The organism is Saccharothrix lopnurensis (assembly GCF_042658445.1).
Classification (GTDB): domain Bacteria; phylum Actinomycetota; class Actinomycetes; order Mycobacteriales; family Pseudonocardiaceae; genus Actinosynnema; species Actinosynnema lopnurensis.
This window is the reverse complement of record NZ_JBHSQO010000016.1, coordinates 55,640-73,461: the sequence shown is the minus strand read 5'-3', so window position 1 is coordinate 73,461 and position 17,822 is coordinate 55,640. Positions and strand designations below refer to the sequence as shown.

17 protein-coding genes, 1 tRNA gene and 1 pseudogene are annotated in these 17,822 nt (G+C 70.4%); 7 read left to right on the top strand and 12 right to left on the bottom strand.

Annotated elements, in window-relative coordinates; all coding sequences use genetic code 11:
• Positions 1 to 54 precede the first annotated feature (54 nt).
• The 3 genes from ACFP3R_RS17820 (at position 55) to ACFP3R_RS17810 (ending at position 3,260) form a co-directional block, all read left to right on the top strand.
• On the top strand, positions 55 to 1,560 hold the full coding sequence (locus ACFP3R_RS17820) for a diguanylate cyclase (protein WP_380637340.1): 1,506 nt from the start codon (positions 55 to 57) through the stop codon (positions 1,558 to 1,560).
• 54 nt (positions 1,561 to 1,614) lie between these two features.
• Positions 1,615 to 2,193 carry a TetR/AcrR family transcriptional regulator gene (locus ACFP3R_RS17815; protein ID WP_380637339.1) on the top strand — a complete coding sequence of 193 codons (579 nt, stop codon included), beginning with the start codon at positions 1,615 to 1,617 and terminating at the stop codon, positions 2,191 to 2,193.
• A 71-nt stretch (positions 2,194 to 2,264) separates the two neighbouring features.
• On the top strand, positions 2,265 to 3,260 hold the full coding sequence (locus tag ACFP3R_RS17810; protein WP_380637338.1) for an alpha/beta fold hydrolase: 996 nt from the start codon (positions 2,265 to 2,267) through the stop codon (positions 3,258 to 3,260).
• Positions 3,261 to 3,311: 51 nt separating this feature from the next.
• Here the strand turns inward: ACFP3R_RS17810 and ACFP3R_RS17805 are convergent, their stop codons facing one another.
• Complete coding sequence (locus ACFP3R_RS17805; protein ID WP_380637337.1) at positions 3,312 to 3,959, bottom strand: response regulator; 648 nt, start codon at positions 3,957 to 3,959, stop codon at positions 3,312 to 3,314.
• A gap of 252 nt (positions 3,960 to 4,211) precedes the next feature.
• On the opposite strand from ACFP3R_RS17805, the gene ACFP3R_RS17800 reads away from it, so the two are divergent.
• A complete protein-coding gene (locus tag ACFP3R_RS17800; RefSeq protein WP_380637336.1) occupies positions 4,212 to 7,412 on the top strand; it encodes a penicillin acylase family protein in 3,201 nt (1,066 codons plus the stop codon).
• Positions 7,413 to 7,496: 84 nt separating this feature from the next.
• Here ACFP3R_RS17800 and ACFP3R_RS17795 read toward each other — a convergent pair whose 3' ends face one another.
• Complete coding sequence (locus tag ACFP3R_RS17795) at positions 7,497 to 8,522, bottom strand: hypothetical protein (protein ID WP_380637335.1); 1,026 nt, start codon at positions 8,520 to 8,522, stop codon at positions 7,497 to 7,499.
• Positions 8,523 to 8,721: 199 nt separating this feature from the next.
• On the opposite strand from ACFP3R_RS17795, the gene ACFP3R_RS17790 reads away from it, so the two are divergent.
• Positions 8,722 to 8,794: transfer RNA gene (locus ACFP3R_RS17790), tRNA-Arg, on the top strand.
• A gap of 188 nt (positions 8,795 to 8,982) precedes the next feature.
• Here ACFP3R_RS17790 and ACFP3R_RS17785 read toward each other — a convergent pair.
• The 9 genes and pseudogenes from ACFP3R_RS17785 to ACFP3R_RS17745 form a co-directional block, all read right to left on the bottom strand.
• A complete protein-coding gene (locus ACFP3R_RS17785) occupies positions 8,983 to 9,606 on the bottom strand; it encodes a tyrosine-type recombinase/integrase (protein ID WP_380637334.1) in 624 nt (207 codons plus the stop codon).
• A gap of 160 nt (positions 9,607 to 9,766) precedes the next feature.
• Complete coding sequence (locus ACFP3R_RS17780) at positions 9,767 to 10,039, bottom strand: hypothetical protein (protein ID WP_380637333.1); 273 nt, start codon at positions 10,037 to 10,039, stop codon at positions 9,767 to 9,769.
• Positions 10,036 to 10,245 (bottom strand): helix-turn-helix transcriptional regulator, encoded by a 210-nt coding sequence (locus tag ACFP3R_RS17775; protein WP_380637332.1) that lies wholly within the window; start codon positions 10,243 to 10,245, stop codon positions 10,036 to 10,038. The genes ACFP3R_RS17780 and ACFP3R_RS17775 overlap by 4 nt, the downstream gene beginning before the upstream one ends.
• Positions 10,246 to 10,257: 12 nt before the next feature.
• Positions 10,258 to 11,831, bottom strand: a pseudogene (locus tag ACFP3R_RS17770) (replication initiator).
• Between the two features lie 26 nt (positions 11,832 to 11,857).
• A complete protein-coding gene (locus tag ACFP3R_RS17765) occupies positions 11,858 to 13,051 on the bottom strand; it encodes an FtsK/SpoIIIE domain-containing protein (RefSeq protein WP_380637331.1) in 1,194 nt (397 codons plus the stop codon).
• A gap of 579 nt (positions 13,052 to 13,630) precedes the next feature.
• Entirely contained in the window at positions 13,631 to 14,479 is an 849-nt protein-coding gene (locus ACFP3R_RS17760; RefSeq protein ID WP_380637425.1) for a helix-turn-helix domain-containing protein, read from the bottom strand.
• A gap of 367 nt (positions 14,480 to 14,846) precedes the next feature.
• Positions 14,847 to 15,131, bottom strand: a complete 285-nt coding sequence (locus tag ACFP3R_RS17755) for an AMED_5909 family protein (protein ID WP_380637330.1) — start codon at positions 15,129 to 15,131, stop codon at positions 14,847 to 14,849.
• Positions 15,131 to 15,337 carry a hypothetical protein gene (locus tag ACFP3R_RS17750; RefSeq protein ID WP_380637329.1) on the bottom strand — a complete coding sequence of 69 codons (207 nt, stop codon included), beginning with the start codon at positions 15,335 to 15,337 and terminating at the stop codon, positions 15,131 to 15,133. The genes ACFP3R_RS17755 and ACFP3R_RS17750 overlap by 1 nt, the downstream gene beginning before the upstream one ends.
• A 5-nt stretch (positions 15,338 to 15,342) precedes the next feature.
• Positions 15,343 to 15,723, bottom strand: a complete 381-nt coding sequence (locus tag ACFP3R_RS17745) for a plasmid replication, integration and excision activator (protein WP_380637424.1) — start codon at positions 15,721 to 15,723, stop codon at positions 15,343 to 15,345.
• Between the two features lie 227 nt (positions 15,724 to 15,950).
• Between ACFP3R_RS17745 and ACFP3R_RS17740 the strand changes: the two genes are divergently transcribed.
• Together ACFP3R_RS17740 and ACFP3R_RS17735 are read left to right on the top strand one after the other, a co-directional pair.
• Complete coding sequence (locus ACFP3R_RS17740) at positions 15,951 to 16,694, top strand: DUF5919 domain-containing protein (protein ID WP_380637328.1); 744 nt, start codon at positions 15,951 to 15,953, stop codon at positions 16,692 to 16,694.
• Between the two features lie 10 nt (positions 16,695 to 16,704).
• Positions 16,705 to 17,178, top strand: a complete 474-nt coding sequence (locus ACFP3R_RS17735; protein WP_380637327.1) for an NUDIX hydrolase — start codon at positions 16,705 to 16,707, stop codon at positions 17,176 to 17,178.
• Here ACFP3R_RS17735 and ACFP3R_RS17730 read toward each other — a convergent pair.
• A complete protein-coding gene (locus ACFP3R_RS17730) occupies positions 17,163 to 17,723 on the bottom strand; it encodes an HD domain-containing protein (protein WP_380637326.1) in 561 nt (186 codons plus the stop codon). The two genes, ACFP3R_RS17735 and ACFP3R_RS17730, sit on opposite strands and share 16 nt — an antisense overlap.
• Positions 17,724 to 17,822 lie beyond the last annotated feature (99 nt).

The window sequence follows — 17,822 nt, the reverse complement described above, 5'->3', positions numbered from 1 at the left end:
GCGGGCGGGCTCCGCGTACCCGTCCCGCCGAGTCGGAATGGGGTGTCAGCACGAGTGGAGCAGCGAGAGCCACCGGCCTCGGAGCAGGCGTCGCAACCCGACCACGAGGTCAGGGAGTTGCTGAACGCCGGTCGGCTGGCGGAGGCGAACACCCTGTTCGACCGGGTGGTGAACCACGCCCCGGCCGGGCAGGACCGCTGGGAGCGCTCCGCGGTCCTGGTCAACCGGGCCAAGCTCGCCTGGCGGCTCGGCCGCATCCCGCTGGCCCTGGAGCTGGCCGCCGAGGGCTGGACCGACCTGGAGGGCGAGCCGAGCGACAAGCCGGCCGCCGCGCAGGCCATGCACGCGCTGGGCTACCTGCTGGAGGGCATCGGCAACCGGCGGGCGGCCGTGGACATGCTCCGGCTGTCGGTCCAGGTGGCCCGGCGGGCGGCGCGGGCGTCCGGGTCGGCCACCGAGGTGCTCGCCTACTGCCTCCAGGCGCTGGGCGGCACGCTGAACTTCCGCGCCATCTCCTCGCCGCCCGAGCTGGCCCCGGCGATCTTCGAGGAGGCCCGCGGCTACCTCGGCGAGGGCCTGGAGCTGGCGAAGGACGAGCAGATGCGCCGCGCGCTGCTGGGCGCGTACAGCCGGTCGCTGGCGGGCGTCGGCGAGCTGGAGCAGGCCGAGGAGCACGCCCGGGAGACGCTGCGGCAGGCGCGCGAGGCCGACGACAAGTGGGCGCTGGCGGTGGCCAACTGGGTGCTGGCGGTGGTGTGCCGCGAGCAGGACCAGCTGGTGCGGGCCCGCACCCTGGCCAGCCGGGCGGTGGCCGCGTCCGAGGCGATCAACGACCCGTCGCTGCTGCTGCGGTTCTCCCTGGACCTGGCCGACATCTGCGCGCGGATGAACGACCACGTGGGCGAGGCGGCGGCGCTGCGCTGCTCGGTCGCGGCGGGCCGGACCGCCACCGAGACGCTCCAGGAGGGCCTGGCGCAGGCGCTGGAGCAGCGGCGGGTGGCGGTGCAGGCCCAGCGGCTGGCGGTCGCCGCGCAGGAGGCCGCGGCCCGGGACCCGCTGACGGGCCTGGCGAACCGGCTGGGCCTGGAGCGCTCGGCGCCCGCCCTGCTGGAGGGCACGGCCGCGAAGGGCCGCGTGCCGTGGCTGGTGCTGGTGGACGTGGACCGGTTCAAGGGCGTGAACGACGACGCGGGCCACGCGGCGGGTGACGCGACGCTGCGCGAGATCGCCCAGCTGCTGCGCCGCGAGTGCCGGGCCGACGACCTGGTGGCGCGGTGGGCGGGCGACGAGTTCGTGGTGCTGCTCGGCGACGCGGGCGGCACCCGGGACGTGGGGCCGGCGGTGGCCGAGCGCATCCGCGCGGCGGTCGACGACCACGACTGGACCGTGGTGCTCGGCCCGGTGCGGCGGCCCACGGTGAGCGTCGGCGTGGCCGCCGGCCCGGCCGCACTGGACCAGCTGTTCGCGGCCGCGGACATGGCGCTCTACCGCGCGAAGCGCCACGGCCGCAACCGCGTCGAGGTGGAGCCGCTGGTCTCGGGGCTCGTGAGCGGGAACTGAGCCGGCGGGGTCGGTTTTGTTGACCGACCGTTCCATTATGGCTAGCGTGGCGACATGGCCAGGACGAAGGAGTTCGACCCGGACGCGGCGCTGCGGGCGGCGCTGGACCTGTTCTGGCGCAAGGGGTACGAGGCGACCTCGGTGCAGGACCTGGTGGACCACCTGGGGGTCGGCCGGGCCAGCCTCTACGCCACCTTCGGCACCAAGCACGAGCTGTACCTCCGGGCGCTGGACCGGTACTGCGAGGAGACCGTCGGGCGCTCGGCCTACCTGCTGTCGCCCGCGGGTCCCGCGCTGCCCGCGGTGCGGGCGCTGATCCGCTCGTTCGCCGAGGACGCGCTGACCGACCCGGACCGCCGGGGCTGCTTCGTCACCAACACCGCCGTGGAGTGCCTGCCGCACGACGAGGCCGCGGGCCGGCGCGTGGACACCGGCCTCAACGGACTGGAGTCGGCGATCGCCGGCGCCCTGGTCCGGGCCCGCGACCAGGGCGAGCTGGGCGCGGACCGGGACCCGCACTCGCTGGCCCGGTTCCTGGTCACCCTGGCGCAGGGCCTGCGCGTGATCGCCAAGCGCCCGGACCCGCGCCGCCTGCGCGACGCCGTGGACCACGCGCTGTCGCTGCTCGACTAGCGCTCGCCGCGCCCTCTTCGGCGTTCGCACTGCCCCAATAATAGAACGATCAGTCAAGAATGGATGCCATCGTGGACCGACGAGCACTGCTGGCCTCCGGCCTCGCGACCGCCGCCCTGGCCGCGACCGGCCCGAGCGCCACCGCCTTGGCCGACACCTCTTTGACCGACACCTCTTTGGCCGACACCGCCGGCACGCCCTCGGACGCGGCGCTGGCCCGCTCCCTCGGCTTCCGCAGCGCCCACGCGGAGGTCAACGGCACGCGCCTGCACCACGTCACGGGCGGAGAGGGGCCGCCGCTGGTGCTGCTGGGCGGCTGGCCGCAGACGTGGTGGCAGTTCCGCAAGATCATGCCGCCGCTGGCCCGGCGGCACCGCGTGGTCGCGGTGGACCTCCGCGGCATGGGCGGGTCGGCCACCCCGGCGGGCGGCTACGACAAGAGGACCATGGCCCGCGACGTGCTGGAACTGGTGCGGGAGCTGGGGCTCGGCCGGGTCGACGTCGCGGGCCACGACATCGGCGCGATGGTCGGCCACAGCCTCGCGGCCAACCACCCCGGGGCGGTCCGCAGGCTCGCCCTGCTCGACGTGGCCCACCCGGACGAGAGCATGTACGACCTCACCCTGGTGCCCCGCCCCGGACAGCCCCTCTTCCTGTGGTGGTTCGCCTTCAACCAGGTCCGGGCGCTGCCCGAGCAGCTGCTCGCCGGCCGGTACCGGCTGCTGGTCGACCACCTCTGCGCGATGCTGCTGAAGGACCAGAGCGCCATCACCGACCGGGACCGGGCGATCTACGCGGCCGCGTACTCCTCCCCCGACCACGTCCGGGCGGCCAACGGCTGGTACCAGACCTTCGGCCAGGACGTCGAGGACCACCGGGGCTACCCGCGGCTGGCGCTGCCGGTGCTCGGGCTGGCGAACGAGGACGCGCCGGAGTACCTGGCGGAACCGCTGCGCCGCCACGTCGTGGACCCGGAGCTCGTGGTCGTCCGGGACAGCGGGCACTACCTGGCCGAGGAGCGGCCGGAGGTCGTGACCCGCGAGCTGCTGGCGTTCTTCGGCCGGTGACGGCGGGGCGCCCGGCCGGGGGTCGTCGACCGGGCGGGCGTCGCCCGGGACCTAGGCGATCAAGCCGCCGCGGAAGGCGACCAGCGCCGCCTGCACGCGGTTGACCGCGCCGATCTTGCCCAGCACCGAGGAGACGTACCCCTTCACGGTCGCCTCGGACAGGTGCAGCGTGCCGCCGATCTCGGCGTTGGACATGCCCTGCCCGATCAGGACGAGCACCTCGCGCTCCCGCTCGGACAGCGAGGCCAGCAGCCGGCGGGCGGGTTCCGCGGCCCGCTCGCCGTCCGCGACCGCGGCCAGCACCCTGGCCGCCACGCCCGGGTCGAGCACGGCCCCGCCCAGGGCGAGGTCGCGCACCGCCCGGACCAGCTGCTCCGGTTCGGTGTCCTTGAGCAGGAAGCCCGAGGCGCCCAGGCGCAGGGCCTCGGACACGTACTCGTCCACGTCGAACGTGGTCAGCATGGCGATCCGCGGCGGGTCCGGCATGGTGCGCAGCTTGCGCAGCGCCATCAACCCGTCGGAGGAACGCATCCGGATGTCCAGCAGCACGACGTGCGGGCGGTGCTGGCGCGCCAGGTCGGCCACCAGGTGCCCGTCGTCGCACTCGGCCACGACCTCGATGTCGCCGGCGCTGCTGAGGATCATGCGAAGGCCGGACCGGACGAGGTCTTCGTCGTCGGCCAGCATCACCTTGATCACGACGCCTCCCCGCGTTGGCGTTTCGTGTTCGTACCCGCCCAGCATCGCGCACGAACACGCAAGCTGACGTTAATTCACCGTTATCTCACCACGGAACCACACGGTCACCGCCCGTTGACAGTTGCCAGGCGGAAAGCGAGGTCAGGCGGGTACTCAGGGTAATTTCCGCAGGCTAACGCGAAGGACTTTCGCGAATCTTTACTTCTGAGTAACGTGCGTCACACGACCCCTGCCTGGAAGGAGCTTCGCGTCATGCGAAGAGCCGCCCGATCGCTCGCCGTCGTGCCCTTGCTGGCCGCCGCCCTCGCCGTGCCGCCCGTCTCGCCCCTCGCGGCCGCCGCGCCGCCCGAGCAGGTCCGGACCGCCGCGTTCGCGCCCGACGACCACTGCCTCGGCCAGTGCCACGACGTGCTGCCGCCCGGCCAGAACGGCAACGCCACGCTCACCGACATCCTCGCCCACCAGGTGTTCGGCACCCGGCCGGCGCACTCCGCCGACCAGCTCGGCAAGTACGACGCCCTGCCCTCCGGCTACGGCGGCCTCACCAACGAGCAGCTGGGCGCGTTCTTCAACGACGCCTCCTTCGGCGTGCCCGCCGACCAGGTGGAGAGCACGATCCGGCCGCGCGAGGACGTGACCATCGTCCGCGACAAGACCCTGGGGATGCCGCACATCCACGGCACCACCCGCTCCGGCACCGAGTTCGGCGCCGGGTACGCCGCCGCGCAGGACCGGCTGTGGCTGATGGACCTGTTCCGCCACCTCGGGCGCGGGCAGCTGTCCGGGTTCGCGGGCGGCGCCGAGGGCAACCGGGCGCTGGAGCAGAGCTTCTTCGGCCAGATCCCCTACACCGAGGCCGACCTCCAGCGCCAGATCGACCAGGTGGCGACCCAGGGCCCGCGCGGCGCGCAGGCGTTGCAGGACGTGCGCGACTACATCGCGGGCATCAACGCCTACCTGGAGGACGCGGTCGAGGGGCGGTACTTCCCCGGCGAGTACGTGCTCACCGGCCACGCCGACGCCATCACCAACCGGAACGACATCCAGCCGTTCCAGCCGACGGACCTGGTCGCGATCGCCGCCGTGGTCGGCGGGCTGTTCGGCGCGGGCGGCGGCGGCGAGGTGCAGAACGCCCTGGTGAAGCTCGCCGCCCAGAACCGCTACGGCGCGGTGGAGGGCGAGCGGGTGTGGCGGTCGTTCCGCGAGCAGAACGACCCGGAGGCCGTGCTGACCCTGCACGACGGGCAGCGGTTCCCCTACGCCACCACGCCCGCCGCCCCGCAGGGCGTGGCGCTGCCCGACGACGGCGCGGTGACGCCGGAGCGCATGGTCTACGACGAGACCTCCTCCCGGGCGTCCACCGTGGACGTGCCGGACGGGCTGGAGGCGGTCGAGGGCCTGTTCTCCGACGGCGTGCTGCCGCGCGACCTGCTCAGCCGCAAGCAGGGCATGTCCAACGCGCTGGTCGTGTCCGGCCCGCACACCGACAGCGGCAACCCCATCGCCGTGTGGGGACCGCAGACCGGGTACTTCGCCCCGCAGCTGCTGATGCTCCAGGAGCTGAACGGGCCGGGGCTGCGGGCGCGCGGCGTGTCGTTCGCGGGCGTGTCGATGTACGTGCAGCTGGGCCGGGGCCTGGACTACTCGTGGAGCGCGACGTCCTCGGGCCAGGACATCACCGACACCTACGCGGTCGAGCTGTGCGAGCCGTCCGGCGCGCCCGCCGCCGCGGGGTCGCTGCACTACCGCTACCACGGGCAGTGCCTGCCGATGGAACGCCTGGAGCGCAAGAACTCCTGGAAGCCGACCGTCGCCGACCCGACGCCCGCCGGCTCCTACACGCTGGTCGTGCACCGGACGAAGTACGGGCTCGTGCAGAGCCGGGCGCGGGTGGGCGGGAAGTTCGTCGCCTACACCTCGCTGCGGTCGACCTACCTGCACGAGGTGGACTCCATCATCGGGTTCCAGGAGTTCAACGACCCCGACGCGATCCGGTCCGCACCGGACTTCCAGCGCGCCGCCGAGCGCGTCGGGTACGCGTTCAACTGGTTCTACGTGGACTCCCGGGACACCGCGTACTTCAACTCGGGCGCGAACCCGGTGCGCGGGTCGACCGTCGACCCGCACCTGCCGGTGAGGGCCGAACCCGCCTACGAGTGGGAGGGCTGGGACGCCGACCGCAACACGGCGACCTACGTGCCGTTCGCGCAGCACCCGCAGTCGGTGAACCAGGACTACTACATCAGCTGGAACAACAAGCAGGCGCTGGACCACTCGGCGTCGGGCTACGGCATGGGCTCGGTGCACCGCGGCGACCTGCTCGACGACCGCGTGCGGGCGCTCATGGCGCGGGGACCCGTCACCCGGGCGTCGCTGACCAGGGTCATGGCCGAGGCGGGCCTGGCCGACCTGCGGGCCGAGCAGGTGCTGCCGGTGCTGCTGCGGGTGCTGGACTCCGCGCCGGTGACCGACCCGGCGCTGGCGCAGGTCGTCGCCGGGCTGCGCGAGTGGCAGCGGACCGGCTCGCTGCGCACCGAGACCAGGCGCGGGAGCAGGGCGTACGCGCACGCCGACGCGATCCGGGTGCTGGACGCCTGGTGGCCGCGGCTGGTGGAGGCCCAGTTCAAGCCCGGTCTGGGCGACGCGCTCTACGGGCAGCTGACCCGGGCGCTCCAGGTGGACGAGGCGCCGTCCGACCCCAACGGCACCACGCCGCACAAGGGTTCCGCGTTCCAGAACGGCTGGTGGAGCTACGTGCACAAGGACCTGCGGTCCGTGCTCGGGGACTCCGTGCAGGGCCCGCTGGGCGGGCGCTACTGCGGCGGCGGTCAGCTGTCGGCGTGCCGCCAGGTGCTGCTGGACAGCCTGCGTGCGGCGGCGGCCGTGCCCGCCACGGCGGTCTACCCCGGTGACGGCACCTGCGCGGCCGGTGACCAGTGGTGCGCGGACAGCATCGTGCACCGGGCCATGGGCGGCATCACGCACGACGAGGTGAACTGGCAGAACAGGCCCACGTACCAGCAGGTCGTGCAGTTCCCGTCCCGGCGCGGGGCGGACTTGCGCAACCTGGCGGCCGGCGCCACCGCGACCGCGAGCAGCTACGAGAAGGGCTGGTACAGCTCGCCGCCGTCGAACGCGGTGGACGGCAGGTCCGACACCCGCTGGGCCAGCGACTGGTCGGACGACCAGTGGTTGCAGGTCGACCTGGGCTCGGTGCGCCGGGTCGGCCGGGTCGTGCTGTCCTGGGAGGGCGCCTACGCCAGGGCGTACCGCGTGGAGCTGTCGACCGACGGTTCCCGGTGGCGGACCGCGTACGAGACGACGGCGGGCGACGGGGGAAACGACGTTGCGCCGTTCACACCCGATGAGGCACGATTCGTACGAATGACGGGTATCCAACGGGCCACGAGTTACGGATACTCGGTTCACGAGCTTGAGGTCTACGTTTCGTAGACCGGTCCGCAGGAAGACCCCGGTCCACCCCCAGGGACCGGGGTCTTCCGCCTTTTCCGGGCCTCTCCCCCGGCTCGTGCGGGCTCAGGGCAGGGGCCAGGCGCCGTTGGCGGGGTGGGTCCCGTTGCCCGGCGTGCCGTTGTTCCGGACCCCGTTGTTCTGCGCCGCACCGCTGCCGTGCGTCCCACTGCCGCTCGGCGTGGCACTGCTGCTCGGCGTCGAGCCGCTCTGAGTCCCGCTGTTCGGCGTCGCACTGCTCTGCGTCGCACTGCTCTGGGGCAGCTCGTGGTGCTCGTGGTGGTGGACCGGCAACCCCACCTGCTCGGCGAACTCGGTGGCGACGTTCGAGCCCCCGTACACGCCCAACGCCTTGGCCAGGTGCAGCCGCACGTCGGCGCGGCTGCCGTCGTCCAGGCGCGGGAGGGCGTTCTCGAAGCTGGTCACCAGGGTGTCCGCCCAGTGCCGGTCGCGGCGGTTCGCGGCGATCTCCACCAGCTCCGCGAGGTGCCTGCTCAGCGCGACGGCCTGCTCGACCTGGTAGCCGTTGCGCGTGAGCCACCAGACCGTGGCGCTGGACAGGTCGCCGAACACCTCCTCGCGGAGGTACGCCATCTCGGCGCGCTCCGCGTCCCGCTCGGCCTGGCGCATCGCGCTGGTCTGCAACAGCTCGATGTGCTTGCGCGCCACCGCCAGGTCACCCTCGGCCACGCTCAACACCACCCCGTCGGCACGGGCCCACACGTGCGTGCCGTCGACCTGCCGTTCGGCCGCCAGCTCATCCCCGAGCTGGTGCTGGAGCGGGACGTGGTGCACGAGCATGGTCCGCTCGGTCAACCCCCTGGCCCGCTGGATGATGTCGTTGACCGCGGCGTTGCGCGGCGAGTTGTGCCGGGCGCCGCTCGTCAGGTCGACCCGCCAGTGGATCGTCATCTTGACGTGGAAGTCCAGCCCGTAGACGGCGCTGGGCAGCGGCGACTCGAACTGGTGCTGGTGGGTCGTCGAGGCGGGCACGAACGTGTACTCGTCCGCGTCGGCCCGGTTCCGGCGCCACCAGGCGCGGGTGGAGGCGAGGGGGCCGGGACGGAAGTCGGGCCAGGGTCGACTGGTCATGGAGTGGCTTTCGTCAGAGGGGAGGTGCCCTCTCTGTACCCCACCGGACGCGGGCGGAGAAGATGGTCCGCACCACTTCCCCCGGACAGCCGCAGTGCGGAGACCCCGGATCTCACCGGGGGTGCACAACGCTGCCCCCAGGCGGGTGACACCCCCGTCGGCCGGAGCTCGGCGGGGGACGCGGTAGGATACTGCACGCGCCCTCGTAGCTCAGGGGATAGAGCATCGGTTTCCTAAACCGTGTGTCGCAGGTTCGAATCCTGCCGGGGGCACTCACCTTTCGCCGGGTGAATCAGGCCCTGAGCTGCGGCAACGCGCTCGGGGCCTGATCTTTTACCTCAGTCGTCGTCGGTGGGAATCTGCCCCTGTTTGCCGCCGTTCACGGACTCACCACGGACTGATCTTGGACGTGACGAAGGCCCTCGAACGTGGTCCGAGGGCCTTCCGACTCGCCTGGCGATCACTCGTCGAACAATCCTTCGATGGTCCTGTTCACGGTCTCCCGCTGCCCGTCGATGCACTTCGCGTAGACCTTCAGCAGCACGTCGACCGAGTGGCCCGCGCGCTCCGCGACCTCCGGGGCGGGAACGCCTCCGTTGAGCCACAGGGAGACCGCCGCGTGCCGCAGGTCGTAGGGCCGCCCGGCGAGCGGAGAAGCCGCCTGAGCGGGCGGCAGGGCGTAGCGGCGCGCTTCTTCCCACACGCGGGAGTAGGTGGACGAGGACACCACCCCACCGCCCGGCGAGCGGAACAGCCTCCCGTCAGGACCGGTGCCGTACCGGTCGAGGTGGTCCCGCAGCGCTCCAACCAGGACCGGAGGAATGGGCACCGGCCGGACCTCCTTCCGCCCCCGGTGCTTCAGGCCGCGCCGGTCGTGCACCTCCCCCGAGTCCGTCCACCGCTTGCCCGCCGCCGGACGTGACTCACCGAGCATCAACATCCCCCAGCCCTCTTCCGGAAGGGCGCAGTCGTCCACGCGGAGCGCCAGGCCCTCAGCCGGTCGCGCCGCCGCGTAGTAGCCGGTCGCGAAGAACGCCGCCAGGTGCGCGCCCCGTTCCCGGTTCCGCCGTCCCACGTAGGTCACCGCCGTCCGTCCCGCGTGGTCGGGGGCAGCAGAGGTACCGCGACAGCACGCCCCGCAGCTCCGCCACCTCAGGCCGCCCGATCCCGTCCCGGACGAACGCGGCCCCCGCCGTCGCCAGGGCCTCCACGGTGCTCCCCCGCGTCGTCGCAGCCGCATCCGGTCACTTAATGTCTACATAGGACTGTGAGAACTCCAGTAAGGACAACGAGTTGCGCCGCCGGAGTTCCGAGACAGGAAGCCCGGAGTCCACGTCGAAAGGCTCGCCGTTCCGCGCCGCCCGGGTCAACTCGGACAGCCGACCGGTGGCCAACGCCTTGGTCGCGTACCACTCCGAGTGCTCCCGCTTGTCCGTCAGCCACCGGACCGGGTAGGGCCGCTTCCGCCCCGCCCGCTTCTTGACCTCCCAGAACTTGACCTTGAACGTGGTGCTCATGCCGCCGCCCCGTAGAGGTCGTCGAGCCACGTCAGGAAGTCGGTCCGCCTGCACCGCAGCTCACCGTTGGGCAGCGTGAAGCAGCGAGGCCCCTTCCCCGTCTGCCGCCACTTGTAGAACGTGTCCCGCGAGACCTCCCCGCCGAGGGCTTCCAGCATCTCCGGGACGGACATCAACTGACCCAGCTCACGCACCTTGCCGTTCATCGTTTCCCCTATTTATGCAGCTTGAGCGGTTGCCGAACTACTGGGAGGACCGGCCGAGGCGAGCAGCGCCGCCGTGTACTCGGCCTTCCACCGACGCCGCTCCGCGACCGCCCGCAGCAGCAGGTGAGGTCGTGGGGGCACGTTCGGGTCACCGGGCTGCACGTTGTTCCAGACGACCCGTTTTGGCTGGTCGTCCGGGGTGATCCCGACATCGGCCAGCAGTTGCCGAACGAACTTCACCCGGTCGTGCTCGTGGTCGGCCAGCGACTTGCCCGACCACTTCCGCGACACCAGCACCCGCCGCCCGGCCACGCCGAGGGTGGAGCGCTTGTGCGCCTTGCCCTTGCAGCGGCCGGGTTCCATGGACAGCCGAGCGCCCTTGGGTTGGACGCCGTAGAGCAGCCACACCGGGCACTGAGGCGAGCACGGGGTGACGGCCAGCTCCGCGCACAGCCGCTCCGCGTGCTGCTCCTGGCGGGCGGTCTTCGCTTCGAAGCACTCCCCGATGCTCTTGGTCAGGTACTTCGTCAGGTAGCCGATGTGCCGCCCGGCCTCTTCGGTCCCGCCGAGGATGCCCTTCGCGTGGACCTGGACGCCGAACCGGGCGACGTGCGCGGGCGCATCCACCTGGTCGAGGGCCTGCTCCCAGGTGGGCAGCGGTTCGCGGGTGGCCGGGTCGACGAACCCCTTGGCCCGCGCGTCCCACACCGGCCGGTGGTCGCCGCCGTACTTGATCTCGTCGTGGGCGGGCCACCACACCTGGTGGTAGGTGGCTTCCGCGACCGCCCGCAGCTCCGCCCGCGAGACCGAACCACGGATCGCGGCGTGCCAGTGCGGCGCCAGGCGGCGCTGGGGTTCGACGGTGGAGAAGTACTGCGCCTCCCAGCCGACGCAGCGGCGCAGGTTCTGCACGAACCGGTCCAGCAGGGCCGCGAAGTGCACCGCGTCCCGAGCCGCCCGCCGGTAGTCGTAGGTCGTCGGGTCGACCGGGGTGCCGTCGCTGCGCACCTTGCCGTAGCTGTCCAGGGTCAGCGTGAGGAACGTCGAGGGCTGGTACCTGCCCCCGAACACCCGTCCCACGGTCCGCTTGCTGACCGGCCGTCGAGGCAGGTTCGGCGCATCCTGTCGCCGCCTGGTCGACCGCTTCCGGGCAGCCCGGGACCGGGCCCCCAGAGCGGGGAGCGCACCGCGGACCCCGAGTTGCCGCAGCTCCTCATCGACCCCGGCGACCTCGTCGCGCACCTCGTCCGCCCCGATCTCGTCGTCCTCATCCACGGCCGCCCGGTACGCCTTGACGAGATCGGCCCGGTAGGCGGTCAGCGCCCGCTGGTCCTCACTCGGGGTGTTCGGCGTGAAGTCGGGTTCTTCGGCCAGGTGCCAGCCCTCCCGGCACTGAGCCATCCGCAGCCGCCGGTTCTTCTCCGCACAGGTCGGGCACACGCTCGCGACCGTCGAGCCGCACGGCACGGGCACGATGTCCACGCGCCCGGTGTCCAGGTCGATCCGCTCCTTGGCCAGCGGCCGGACGCACCCCCGTGTTCCTCCGCCACCGCCCGAGCCACGTCCAACGCCGCCGGCTGCCTCATCCGGTCGGCACGGGTCAGGTACTCGCTCACGCCGCCACCTCCCCCGTACCGCCCGGCCGGGTCGGGAAGTCGTGCACGGTGGCGTCAGCCAGGAACGCGCCCAGCTCGACAAGGTCGGCGTCGGTGACGTGGAAGGCCCGAGCGCGCTCCGGCTCCCGCTGCCCGTCCTGCTTCACCCAGGCGACGCCGGGGGTGTTCTCGCTGATCTCGTGCGCTGCCGCGCCGCGCTGCCGGACGCCGTCGCCCAGGACCATGTCGACCTGTTGCGGTTCGTCCAGGCGCAGGGCGACCCGCGTGGTGAACAGGTGCCGGAAGCCCACGACCTCCTTGCGCGGGTCCTGGACCAGACCGACCACGGCATAGCCGGGTGCCCGCCCCTGGGAGGTGATCGTCTGGATGGCCCGTGCCGCCCGTTCCCGTAGCTGCTTGTCCGGCTGGTAGGCGATCAGGTCCGCCAGCTCGTCGACCACCAGGACGGTGAACGGCTCGCCGGTGGAGCGTGCCCACAGGCGTCGGACGCCCCGGTAGCGGGTGGCGCGTTCCTTGACCTCTGCGGCGATTTCCTCAAGCAGGGCAACGGCTTCCGGCCCGTTGTCGTAGACAGCGCGGTCGAAGGCGTCGGGGCACTGGCCCAGCTCCATCCCGCCCTTGGGGTCGATCCCCACGAGCCGCACCAGGCCCGCGCGGATGGCCGGAGCGAGCTGCCACACGATCGACCACAACACCGAGCCCTTACCCGCGCCGGGTACACCGACCACGAGCACCTGAGAGCCCAGCAGCCGCAGCCGCCACGGCTTACCGGTCTCCGTACGCCCGACCACCACCCGCTTGAGGTCGACTTCAGCGTCAGCCAGCGCAGGCACCCGCAGTGGACGGTTGAGCGGGTCGCGGTGGACGAAGTCGAGTTCGATCACCCTCGGCCGGATCACCCGGACCCGGCAGGACTGCGCGTGGAACGAGTGCGCCAGGCCATCCCGCCGCAGCTCCCAGACCTCCGGCGACTGAGCCGGGACCATCCGCACCCGAACCCGATCCCGCCACCCCTCCAAGCGAACCCGCCGCAGCTTCGGCCGGTACTCGCGGCCCCGATCACGCTTGGCCAGGTCCGCCAGCCGCATCACCGACCGCCAACGCGGCACGTACACGACCGCCCGCCGCCACTCGGTGACCAGCCTGAACCAGCCATGCCGCAGGAACGACGCCCGGTCATACCCCGCCACAACAGCAGGAGCGCGACCAGCGTCAACAACGTCAGCACCAGCGGCGACAAGCCGAAACGCCACCAGCACCAGGCCCCCGACACCGGCACGACTATGGCCACCTGGTACCGAACCGCGACGAGCACCAAGCGCACGACGCCGAGGACCACGAACCACACCAGTGCTACCAACGCGGCCAGCCACTTCGCCTTGCCCGGAACCAGCGCCCACCAGGGCAGCCGGGGCCGAGCGCCCTCGAACGGAGCCGGATCGACCCACTTCCCGCCGTTCACCGCACACCCCCTACGGGGGCGAAAATCAACGGCAGCCAACCCAGACACGCGCAACAAACAAGCTGGTTGGGCGCATAAACACCAAACCGCTTGCACGCCCCACAGGGGCGACCATTGGACAGCTTCCACGCACTCGGGGCAACCGCACGACTTGACGCACGTCCCCCGTCAACAGATACCCTCGACATGACCGGACCTCTTTGGCTGAAGTATGTGGAACGGTCACGTGAGTCGCCGGGAGACAGTCCAACGCCCGCCAAGACTGCGGACTGCTTCCGGCGACCCACACCAACCGAAGAACAGTGGCTCAGTTCCCAGAGCCGTCGAGCCTGTCCACCTCATCGGCCAGGCCCGCGATCAACTCTCGCGATCGCTCCGCGCTCAGCGCGTTGTCCAGAAGCAACTCTGCCGCCCTCTGGTACTCCCCGGTTTCCCGAGGCTCATCGAGGAAAATGCTGCACGTCATGACACCGATGTGGACCACCGGACGAAATTCCGGCGACTGCATCAACGTGAACGAGTAGCTTTCCCAACAACCGGCCGGGGCATCACACGCGATCACGCGCACCTCAACGTTCCCGCTATCACCCAACCAAATCAGGTTCATCAACTGGCCCCACGCCACCTCCGGGTCAGACCCCAGGTGCCGCAACACCAGCTCCCGCACCATGAACGTGTACCTGGCCGACAGCCGCCCGCCCAACACCGCCTGACGCTTGCCACGGGCGGTCACACGCCGCTCGATCTCCGCGTCACAGCCGAACACCTGCCGCACATAGTCATCGGACTGCACCAAAGCCGGTACCGATGCTGCCTCGTAACAGAAGATTTCGTGCGCCGTCGCCTCGTGGCCGAGCACCACCGGCACCTCGTCCACACCACCCGGACCGTGCTCCCACACCAGGACACCGTCATCCACATCCCGGCACAGCCCCATCACCCGGTCGAAGGTCTCGGAATCCACCCGGTAGAAACCCAACAACCGGGCGACGTTGCGCGCATCGGTCCGCCGGTTACCCGTCTCCAACTTCGACAACCACCCGGGGGAAACACCCAACACCTCCAACAACGCGGCCACCTTCAGCGACAACCTACGCCGCGCCGCCCGCAACTCCGCACCCAACGCCCGACTGCGAACAGTCGAACCCAACCGCACATCATCAACATCAGCCACGACAACCCCGAGTATTTGGGCACAGCTCTCCCGTGTCCCGAATCCAACAAACCGACAGCACCCTACGAGCGACAGCTCACGATCTCGAACAAATCGTCGAAGGCCATCGGAGCCAACGCCGTCAACGCACCACCGATGAACGCCGGACCAGGCCGAAGAGACCCCGCCCGCACCCGCAACACCGTCGACCGGTTCACCTTCATCGCCCGCGCCAACGCAGAATCCGACACGAACCCCGCCAACCGCACAGCCTTGCCGAACGCCTCACCACGAAGCCGAACCGAATAACACGGCGGGTCCCTACGAACAACGGCACGACGACCCGAACCCCTCAACGCGCCACGCCCGGTCACCCGCCCTCACCATCCCCCGACGACCGGGCCGCAAGAGCACGAGCGATCTCCTCACCCTTCTCCCGCTCACGCTGCACCCAGTACAACGCCTCGTGGTGATGCCCCCGGTCGACCTCCGCGACCCGCGCGTACACCTCCACCGACACCCGATAGAACACCTGCCACCGCGACAACTCCGCATCCGGCGCAGGCATCACCCTCCCCAACGCCTCATGCGCGCCCATGAGCGTCGTAGCCGCCCGAGCCGCCGCCCACCGATCGGGCCGCTTCGGCTGCGCCATCACGCACCCCCGGTTCCCGGGACGGCGTCCAGCGCGGCTCGCCCCTCCGCGACGGCCTGAGCCAACCGTGGCAAAGCCTCGCCGTCGACCACGAGCACGGCCGGGAAGGCATTGCCGAGCCGCAGCTCGATCCGCCCGGCGAAGACCAGGGGCTGGACTCGGATAGGTAGGTCAGCGGTGAGATGCAGGCGCACGAGGTCCGCCACCGGGCTCACGCAGCCTTGGCGGACTTGGCGATCACCGACGTCATGCCCGAGGCCCGCAGGCTGTACCCGAGCTTGGCCCGGCACCGGTGCCGCTCACCCCCATGAGCACCCCGGCACGCCTTGTCATCGATCCACGGCGTCACCGTCAGCCCTTCGAACACCACCGGTCGTACGTCCGTCCCCGGGATCGCCTCCGGCGGCACCGGCTGATGCGGAGCGGCGATCTTCACCGTCACCACCGCGTCGGCCTTCCGCTCCGCCGCCTGGTCGATCGCCAGGACCGACCACACCAGCAACCCGGACTCCTTGTCCGTCTCCTGCTGGGGCGGCAGCCCCTTCGCCCGTTCCTCCGCCGACTGGAACCGCACCACCGGCTCCACACCCATCACCAGAGCCCCACGCGGAAACACGAAGTCGTGCGTCGTGGGGAGCCTGCTCCCACCCGTGATCGCCACAGCCGCTCTCCTACCTCAGCGTCGGCCGGACCCACTGTCCGACACCTTGACACCGATCACTTTCGGCGGAAAACGGGGACGTCAGCACCGCATGGCGGGACATCTAAAGACGTCCTTGTTACCGTGAAGACGTCCCGAGCCGTGATACGGGGGTACTCATGCCCAACCAACGCCTACGAGACTCGTTGCTGCGCAACGGTTTCGACCTCAACGCGGCAGCAAAGGCCACCGGCGTGGACCCCAAGACGGTCGAACGCTGGATCAACCAGAACCGGATTCCCTACCCCCGCCACCGCCAAGCCATCGCGGCGATGGTCAGGGAGCCCGAGAGCTACCTCTGGCCGGACGCGCTCGCCCCGGAAGCCAAGAAGGAGATCACCAAGTCCGAGGTCGTGCAGGTCTACCCGCACCGCCACTCGGTGCCCCAGGAGCTGTGGAGCCAACTCATCGACCACGCCCGGATGAACATCTCCGTCCTGGTCTACTCGGGCATCTTCCTCACCGACAACCCGAGTCTGATCAAGACTCTCCGCGCCAAGGCCGAGGCAGGCGTCAAGATCCGCCTGCTCCTGGGCGAACCCACCAGCCGCGAGGTAACCCGCCGCAGCGAAGAGGAAGGCATCGGCCGGGGCACCCTGGGCGCCAAGGTCCGCAACGCCCTCGCGTTCTTCAAGCCCCTGGCGGACACCGGGCACGCCGAGGTCAGGTGCCACCGCACCACGCTCTACAACTCGATCTACCGCTTCGACGACGAGATGCTGGTCAACACCCACGTCCACGGCTTCATGGCAGCTCACGCCCCGGTCCTGCACCTGCGCCGCCTCTCAGGAGGCGACCTCTTCGAGACCTACGCGGAGAGCTTCCAAGGCGTCTGGGACGACGCGAAGCCACCCAAGTGGTAGGCAAGAGGCCATGGCGCGCACAGACCACTACAACGACCCGAACGCCCCCAAGGCGACCAACATCGTCGTCGCGGTAACCGCGTTCGTCCAAGACGACCAAGGCCGCCTACTGATGATCAGGCGCACCGACAACGACCTGTACTCGATTCCTGGCGGAGCCCAGGACGTAGGCGAAACCATCGGCCACACCGTCATCCGCGAGGTCAAAGAAGAAACCGGCATCGACGTAGAGCCAACCGACATCATCGGCGTCTACTCCAACCCGTCCCACGTCATCTCCTACACCGACGGCGAAGTCCGCCAAGAGTTCTCCATCTGCTTCCGCGCTCGCCTGGTCGGCGGCGAGCTGCGCACAAGCAACGAGTCCAGCGAAGTCCACTGGGTAGCCCGCGAAGACCTTCAAGCTCTCAATATCCACCCATCGATCCGACTCCGCATCGACCACGGCTTCGCCAACCGCACCACGCCTTACTTCGTCACGTGACCCAACCTAGCCGCCCGCAACCGCTCCTCAGTCCGCTCCACGGCCCCTACCAAATCATGGGTGGCTTGTCGAATGAAGGTCGTGACCAGATCATCTGGCCCGTACCTCTCCTCGATCTCCGCGATCCGATCGTGCACATTGGTTGACTCACCATCTGGCGTTGTCGTCATGTCGGCCCACCAGAGCGCATCCCGCAGAGGACTTTTCTCGTCCTCCCACTCACTCAACTCATCCGTCATCACACGAAGCCTTGCTTCACGGTACGAGCAGGAGTGGTGCGCGACGAGCGCACAGAGTCTTTCCGGATGACCAGAGTCGCGCAAGTAGCGCGCCCCATCCAACGGATGGAACCCGGTCAACGCCAAGTCCGGAGCGTAACCAATGTCATGCAGTACCGCTGCTTCCACAAGGATTGACGCCTCGCCGTAGGGAAACAGCGCCGAGACAGAACGTGCTCGCTCCGCTACGCCCCGGACATGCGCCCATCGACGCGGAAGCGGTGCTTTGAGCAGGCGCTCCGCTAGCTTGAAAGCCCATACCGCCATGCCTACACCCTAGCCACTCCCGAGTTGGGGACGCCAACACCCTTGCGGTAACGCTCGCCGCACAGCGGCCGATATGAGATCCAACCGGTCAACACAATG